Source organism: Macrococcus sp. S115 (assembly GCF_030067655.1).
In the GTDB taxonomy this organism is placed as follows: Bacteria; Bacillota; Bacilli; order Staphylococcales; family Staphylococcaceae; genus Macrococcoides; species Macrococcoides psychrotolerans.
This window is the reverse complement of sequence record NZ_JASJES010000002.1, coordinates 361,638-368,576: the sequence shown is the minus strand read 5'-3', so window position 1 is coordinate 368,576 and position 6,939 is coordinate 361,638. Positions and strand designations below refer to the sequence as shown.

The following is a 6,939-nucleotide window of genomic DNA, read 5'->3' as shown; positions in this document are numbered from 1 at the left end:
AAGGACACTTCTCAGCTATCACACCTCAGCATCGCCACCTAAAACATCCGAAATCTTTCCATTGATTTTTCGGTCAAACTTCGATACGATTAACTTGTCGTAATTGACAGACAAGTTAATAACATTCTTTCGGGGCAGGGTGAAATTCCCAACCGGCGGTGATAGCCCGCGACCCTTATGCACTGCATAAGGCTGACTCTTTGAAAATCAGAGGCCGACAGTTAAAGTCTGGATGGGAGAAAGAATAAGGATACCATTAATCGATGGTTTATTTGTTGATAACTTAAAACTCGACGATATCCATTTTATGGTCTTATTTGTTGAACCTAAATTTCCAATCTCCCGAGCATATTTTGTTCGGGAGATTTTTTTATAGGAGGAACAGATGTATATTAACAAAGCATTTGAATTAGTGAAATGGACAGAAGGACAGACAGGTATGAATCCGACAGTCGGCTGTGTCATCGTGAAAGATGATCGCATTGTTGGCATCGGTGCGCATCTGACTGAAGGTGAGGCACATGCTGAAGTGAATGCGATTCATATGGCAGGGACTCATGCGCAAGGTGCGACACTTTATTGCACGCTTGAGCCGTGCAGTCATCATGGGAAGACGCCACCTTGTACTGAAAAGATCGTCGCTGCTGGCATAAGCAAGGTTGTCTATGCAGCGTCAGATGTAACGTTATCATCAGGTGTAAGCTATATGCAGTCTAAAGGCATTGAAGTTGAAAAGGTAGAAGATGACGCAATCGCTGCGTTTTACGCGCCATTTTTCACGAGTAAAACATCTTCACTACCATATGTCACAATTAAGATGGCAACAACGATTGATGGTAAAACTGCCGATGATGAAAGTATAAGCAAATGGATTACGAACGATAAATCTCGTGCACATGCGCATCAAGTGCGCTACGGGATGGATGCGATTATGGTTGGGTACAATACATATAAAAAGGATACGCCGACCCTTGATGCGAGACTTTACAAAGATAAACGCATTAAAAAAGTCATCGTTACAAATGGTCCGTTTGTATTAAATACACAAGACGATAACGATTATGATAGGTCGCGTTTAATCATCGTTTCAGCCATCGATCAGCATATCGATGGTATTACGGTCATCCATGTCCCGCGCTTAAGTCCAGAAGATATATTAAAAGCGCTTTATAATGAGCGCATCCGTAATTTATTAATTGAAGGCGGAATGCAGACCATCCGCACATTTATAGAAGCAAAGTGTTATAACGAAATACACCACTACATTGCCCCGAAACTGTTAGGTGGAACTTCAAAACATCAGTTTTTAACGACTGATACTCTTTCCTCAATGCGTGATATGACGCATTTTAATCTTGTCTCTGTAAATCAGTTCGACGACGACGTACTCCTTATTTACAGAAAGGCGTGATCTCTTGTTTACAGGTATCGTAGAAGAAGTCGGTACAATTTCTCAGATAAAGCAGCAAAGTGATACGACAGTGATGATGATTAACTGTCAGGAAATATTATCCGATATACATATCGGTGATTCAATCAGCGTGAACGGTGTATGTTTAACGGTAACGTCATTTAATGCGCAATCGTTTACCGTAGACATCGTGCGTGGAACTAGTGCGATTACGCTTTTTCATACGATGAAAGCCGGCACTCAAGTAAATCTTGAACGTGCATTACTGCCGACGACGCGTCTTGGTGGCCACTTCGTCAGTGGACATATCGACACTAGTGTCTCAGTAAAACGTATCCAGCATAATGAAAAGACATATATTATCGAACTGGAACTACCACCACAGTTTAAGAACAACGTCATTCCGAAAGGTTCTATTGCAGTGAACGGCGTTTCACTCACGATCTTTGAACTGACGAATTCAATCACATTAAATATTATTCCTGAAACGGTACGCAGCACGATGCTTAATACACTTAAGACTGGCGATAAAGTGCATATCGAATTTGATATGCTTGGCAAATATATTCTAAATCAGACGAAGTCGAGTGATACACTCACTTTATCTAAACTGGAGATGATGATGTAATGTTTGATTCCATTGAAGAAGCACTGCAAGATTTGAAACTTGGTAAACCTATAATCGTAGTTGACGATGAAGACCGTGAAAACGAAGGGGATTTGATTGCAATCACAGACTTTATGTCTGAAGAGACGATTAACTTTATGATCACACATGCGAGAGGTCTTGTCTGTGCGCCGATTTCTCACGCACTTAACGACACACTAGGACTGCTACCGATGACCATGAACAACCAGGATCCGAATAAGACGGCATTCACAATCAGTATCGATCATAAAGATACGACGACAGGTATCAGTGCGAAGGAACGTTTTATGACAGTGAAAGCACTGGCAGATAATAATGTCACGTTAGCTCAATTTAACCAGCCGGGTCATATCTTCCCGCTCATTGCACAGCAAGGTGGCGTACTTAAACGAAAAGGTCATACAGAAGCTTGTGTGGATCTGGCAAAGCTCTCTGGTGCAAGCGAGACGGGCGTCATCTGTGAAATTATTAAAGATGATGGGACGATGGCAAGACGTGATGACTTAGTCATTTACAAAGAAAATCATGACCTGAAGATGATTACAATCGATGCCATCATTGACTATATTAAGTCAACGAAGCCACTTGTCACACGAGAAGCGAAAGTACGTATGCCGACAGATTTCGGTACATTTCAGATGTATGGCTATAAAGAAATTTACTCGGATAAAGAACATGTCGCTTATGTGAAACCTTACAAAGGCATCCCTCATATACGCATCCATTCAGAATGCTTAACAGGTGATGTCTTCCATAGTAAACGTTGTGATTGCGGCAAGCAGCTTGAAGAAGCGATGCAGCATATTGATAAGCACGGCGGTATACTACTTTATTTAAGACAGGAAGGCCGCGGTATCGGACTTATTAATAAATTGAAAGCATATGAAAAAATAGAAGCGGGCATGGATACGGTAGAAGCAAATCACGCGCTAGGATTTGGGAGCGACTTGCGCGACTATGCAGTTGCAGCATCAATGTTACGTGATCTCGGTGTTCATAAAGTGGAGTTACTGACGAATAATCCACGCAAAATTGATGGATTAAAACGCTATGGCATTGAAGTGATTGAACGTATTCCCCATCAATTTCAAAGTGTTGATGAAAATAAAGATTATCTAGAAACAAAAAAACAAAAACTAGGACATTTACTAAAGGAGAATTTAATATGAACTATAGTGCAAAGTTAACAGGTGAAGGTTTAAAGATTGCAGTCATTACATCACGTTTTAATCATTTTATTACAGACCGCCTGACTGAAGGTGCAATCGATACTTTAGAACGACACGGTGTAGTTAAAGAGGATATCGATACATTTTTAGTGCCAGGTGCCTTTGAACTTCCTTTTGTAGCGTCTAAGCTTGCACAAAAGAAAAAGTACGATGCAGTTATAACGTTAGGTTGTGTTATACGCGGGGCAACGACACATTATGATTATGTATGTAATGAAGCGGCAAAAGGTATTGCAAAAGCCGGAGAATACGGTACACCGGTCATCTTCGGAGTAGTAACAACTGAAAGTATTGAACAGGCGATTGAAAGAGCAGGAACAAAAGCAGGGAATAAAGGTGGAGATGCTGCAATCAGTGCGATTGAAATGGCAAACTTGAATAAGATGATGGATGAATTATAAAACGAACCCCATGTGATATTTCACATGGGGTCTATTTTATTTTCTTTTTAATAATTTCGATAATGCGATGATACCAACTGCAGCACCTGCTGCAATACCAGCATTCTTCTTCACTTCAGGTGTTGCGACGGATTTGTACACAAGCTGTAAGTTTTGCGGACGCTCAGCTAAGCGACGCATGAAGTAACCGTACCAGTCTTGTCCGTAAGGTACGTATGTACAGAAATTATATCCTGAATTTGCTATCTCTACTTGAAGCTCAGAGCGGAAACCATACAGCATCTGGAATTCGATTAAGTCTTTGTTTAAGTTATGCTGTGCAATAAATTTCTTCACGTGATCGATAATGTTATGATCATGTGTTGCGATTGAAGTCATTGCTTTCGCATTTAATAGACGTTGCTCGATGATCTTGATATAGTTCGCATCGATCTCTTCTTTTGATTGGTATGCTATTGATGCATCTTCTTTATATGCACCTTTTACAAGGCGTAGACGTACGTCCTGATATTTATCAATTTCTTCAGAAGCACGGAAAAGGTAAGCCTGAATGACAGTACCGACATTTTTAAATTCACCTTTTAAACGATCTAACATTTCGAATGTCTGTACAGTGTGACTGTAATCTTCAGTGTCCATATTCACATGCATATTGCCGCATTCATAAGCTTTCATTAAGATCTCACGAACGTTTTCATAGCAGAACTCAGGGTCAACATCCAATCCAATCTGTGTTAACTTAATCGACATATGTGCATCAACACCTGTGTCATAAATCGCCTGGATCATTTCTAGAATATTATTCTTAGCAGCTGTCGCTTCTTCTTTTGAGAAGACGAATTCTCCTAAGTTATCCACCGTAGCAGAGATATTTTTTGCGTTTAATGCGCGGATAGATTCGATTGTCGTCTCAATATCTGTTCCGGCAACAACTTTATGTGCCCCTAATGCTAAACCATATTTCTTAGCTGCTGTATTCAATGTTTCGTTCTCACTTAGTTTGATGAAAAAATCTCTTGTTAAACCCATTTTACATCCTCCTTGTAGTCTTTCATTATTTTAATAATAATGAAAACGCTTTAAAAGGTCAAAAGAATTTTGTGGATTATTTATTAATTTGTGTAAAAATTCCTTTAATAAATATTGTGAATTATTGAAAATATTATTAACTCGTGTAAAATGAGTATTGCTATGAACCACAAGCGGTGCCTATTGTGCTGAGATGATACGCTTGAACCTGTAAGGTAATGCTTGCGCAGGAATGTGGCTTCTGGTTCATAAGCAATGAAAGGAGATTGGTTATGAACAGAGAGAGAACGGTCATATTGCTAGAAATTGCCATGATGGCAGCATTTGCAATGGTGCTGGACTTTATTGATTCACAGATTAAAGGGATATTCTTCGGGTTAAGCTTGAGCTTCTCGATGGTACCCGTGTTATTACTGTCATTCAGAAGAGGTGTTAAAGCAGGGATGACGGCAGGATTCTTATGGGGATTACTGCAGATTGCAGTTGGAGATGCAGCAGGTAGTATCGTACATCCCCTACAGGGCTTTCTTGATTATGCGTTCGCATTTACATTGATTGGACTCGCAGGACTTGCTGGACAGCCAGTCAATAAAATGAAGATTGTAATCTTTACGGCACTTGCAGTTTTCGCGCGCTACTTCATTCATTTCTTGTCGGGATGGGTATATTTTGGAGCTTATGCGCCAAAAGGGCAGCCGGCATGGTTGTATTCATTGCTCTATAACGGACAAATTGCACTTATTAACGGTATCACATGTATTATTATTCTGGTAATCCTGTTCACTGTAGCCCCGAGATTATTTAGTGTGGCAAATTATAACAAATATTAAGCTCTAGTCTTCGGACGGAGTTTTTTTATGTTCCGTGATAAAATCAGATTGGACAGGTTCAGAGCTTATTTCTATAAAGAATGGTAATGAGATAATTGTTAAAAATGCGATAACAACCTTTTTCAGTAGTTTCATCATGAGCCCCCTCTTAAATTAATTTAATTGTAGCGAAATATTGTAAATATCCGTTAAAAGAAAGATTAATTTATTGTATAGGATTGTAAATCTTCTTTATTGAGTACAATCTAAAGTGAAATTGTTATAATAAGTAGAAATAAATTAAAGGAGTATTGGGATGAGAGATCTAGGGGTATATTTCGGAACATTTGCACCATGTCATGTAGGACATCTTGAACAGATTATTCGCGCAAAACGTGAGAATAAAAATGCACTTGTCATCGTTTCTGGTTATGATGATGACAGAGGAGATAAAGTAGGAATGAGCTTGATGAATCGTGTGAAGGCAATGCGTGAACTGCTAAAGGACGATGAAAATGTAACCGTGGTCACACTCGATGAAACGAATATTCCAAGGTATCCGGCTGGATGGGCACCATGGCTTGATTTATTACGAGATAAGATTCAGTCACAAGCAGTAAGCCTGGATTTACCGATGGAATCTGTAACGTTTTATGTGGGAGAAGAGGAGTATATTGAACCACTGGATACATATTTCACGGAAGCGTTTCTAGAAAGTGAGATACAAATTACAAAGGTAGATCGCAGAATTACCGGTATCAGCGGAACGTCGATACGTGAGAATCCGATTTTAAACTGGGATTTTGTAACACGCCCTTTCCGAAGATTCTTCGTTAAAAATATATTGATAATCGGAACGGCAAGTACAGGAAAGACAACGCTCGTGAGAGACTTAGCAAGACGCTATTCAACCTCATATTCTTTGGAATATTCAAGAGAGTATCAGACAACAAGACAAGTCCGCGATGATGAACTGGATATAAAGGACTTACACACAATTGGAATTGGTCAGTTTGAGTTGAATCGTAAACACATTCATTCTCCAGGAACGCGTAAAGTATTCTTCGCAGATACAGATGTGATGACGACGAAGCTTTATACGAAACTCTATGCACCTAAAGAAGATTATGAGAAGATTGCACCCGTATTTGATTACTATATCTCACTTCAGACATGGGCGCTCATTATCGTATTACCACCAACAACGAATTATGTAGATGACGGTTTCAGAGATATGTCGATGGCAGACGAAAAGGCACGCCTTGATATGCATCAAATGTTTCTGGATGAAATTAAATATCATGGTCTGGAAGATAAGATGGTCGTATTAAAAGGGGACAGTTTCCAGGAGAAGTACGAAGAAGCACACTGTCTTGTTGACGCAATACTTGCAGATGGCAAAGATAACTAA

The 6,939-nt window shown here is 39.6% G+C and carries 8 protein-coding genes and 1 riboswitch; of the genes, 6 read left to right on the top strand and 2 right to left on the bottom strand.

From position 1 onward, the window contains the following. Positions 1-121 precede the first annotated feature (121 nt). A riboswitch (FMN riboswitch) is annotated at positions 122-248 on the top strand. Positions 249-385: 137 nt separating this feature from the next. The 4 genes from ribD to ribH are packed head-to-tail and all read left to right on the top strand — an operon-like array spanning position 386 to position 3,690. Next, positions 386-1,411 (top strand): bifunctional diaminohydroxyphosphoribosylaminopyrimidine deaminase/5-amino-6-(5-phosphoribosylamino)uracil reductase RibD, encoded by a 1,026-nt coding sequence (gene ribD / locus QNJ52_RS05070; protein WP_219492804.1) that lies wholly within the window; start codon positions 386-388, stop codon positions 1,409-1,411. A 4-nt stretch (positions 1,412-1,415) separates the two neighbouring features. Continuing rightward, positions 1,416-2,039 (top strand): riboflavin synthase, encoded by a 624-nt coding sequence (locus QNJ52_RS05065; protein WP_219492801.1) that lies wholly within the window; start codon positions 1,416-1,418, stop codon positions 2,037-2,039. Continuing rightward, complete coding sequence (gene ribB, locus QNJ52_RS05060; RefSeq protein ID WP_219492798.1) at positions 2,039-3,229, top strand: 3,4-dihydroxy-2-butanone-4-phosphate synthase; 1,191 nt, start codon at positions 2,039-2,041, stop codon at positions 3,227-3,229. The genes QNJ52_RS05065 and ribB overlap by 1 nt, the downstream gene beginning before the upstream one ends. Next, the gene (gene ribH, locus QNJ52_RS05055; protein ID WP_099483721.1) at positions 3,226-3,690 is read left to right on the top strand and encodes a 6,7-dimethyl-8-ribityllumazine synthase; all 465 of its coding nucleotides are present in this window, start codon (positions 3,226-3,228) and stop codon (positions 3,688-3,690) included. The genes ribB and ribH overlap by 4 nt, the downstream gene beginning before the upstream one ends. A 36-nt stretch (positions 3,691-3,726) precedes the next feature. Here ribH and QNJ52_RS05050 read toward each other — a convergent pair whose 3' ends face one another. Then, positions 3,727-4,719 carry a proline dehydrogenase family protein gene (locus tag QNJ52_RS05050; RefSeq protein ID WP_219492795.1) on the bottom strand — a complete coding sequence of 331 codons (993 nt, stop codon included), beginning with the start codon at positions 4,717-4,719 and terminating at the stop codon, positions 3,727-3,729. Positions 4,720-4,991: 272 nt separating this feature from the next. Between QNJ52_RS05050 and thiT the strand changes: the two genes are divergently transcribed. Beyond that, entirely contained in the window at positions 4,992-5,549 is a 558-nt protein-coding gene (gene thiT, locus QNJ52_RS05045; RefSeq protein ID WP_219492792.1) for an energy-coupled thiamine transporter ThiT, read from the top strand. 3 nt (positions 5,550-5,552) lie between these two features. Here thiT and QNJ52_RS05040 read toward each other — a convergent pair whose 3' ends face one another. After that, complete coding sequence (locus QNJ52_RS05040; RefSeq protein ID WP_283721999.1) at positions 5,553-5,687, bottom strand: hypothetical protein; 135 nt, start codon at positions 5,685-5,687, stop codon at positions 5,553-5,555. A 157-nt stretch (positions 5,688-5,844) separates the two neighbouring features. Here QNJ52_RS05040 and QNJ52_RS05035 point away from each other — a divergent pair, with 157 nt between their 5' ends. After that, positions 5,845-6,939 carry an AAA family ATPase gene (locus QNJ52_RS05035; RefSeq protein ID WP_283721998.1) on the top strand — a complete coding sequence of 365 codons (1,095 nt, stop codon included), beginning with the start codon at positions 5,845-5,847 and terminating at the stop codon, positions 6,937-6,939.

Bases quoted from the DNA above. Each gene is read 5' to 3' on its own strand.
- ribD (WP_219492804.1), top strand. From the start codon at position 386: ATGTATATTAACAAAGCATTTGAATTAGTGAAATGGACAGAAGGACAG.
- ribB (WP_219492798.1), top strand. From the start codon at position 2,039: ATGTTTGATTCCATTGAAGAAGCACTGCAAGATTTGAAACTTGGTAAA.
- ribH (WP_099483721.1), top strand. From the start codon at position 3,226: ATGAACTATAGTGCAAAGTTAACAGGTGAAGGTTTAAAGATTGCAGTC.
- QNJ52_RS05050 (WP_219492795.1), bottom strand. From the start codon at position 4,719: ATGGGTTTAACAAGAGATTTTTTCATCAAACTAAGTGAGAACGAAACA.
- thiT (WP_219492792.1), top strand. From the start codon at position 4,992: ATGAACAGAGAGAGAACGGTCATATTGCTAGAAATTGCCATGATGGCA.
- QNJ52_RS05040 (WP_283721999.1), bottom strand. From the start codon at position 5,687: ATGATGAAACTACTGAAAAAGGTTGTTATCGCATTTTTAACAATTATC.
- QNJ52_RS05035 (WP_283721998.1), top strand. From the start codon at position 5,845: ATGAGAGATCTAGGGGTATATTTCGGAACATTTGCACCATGTCATGTA.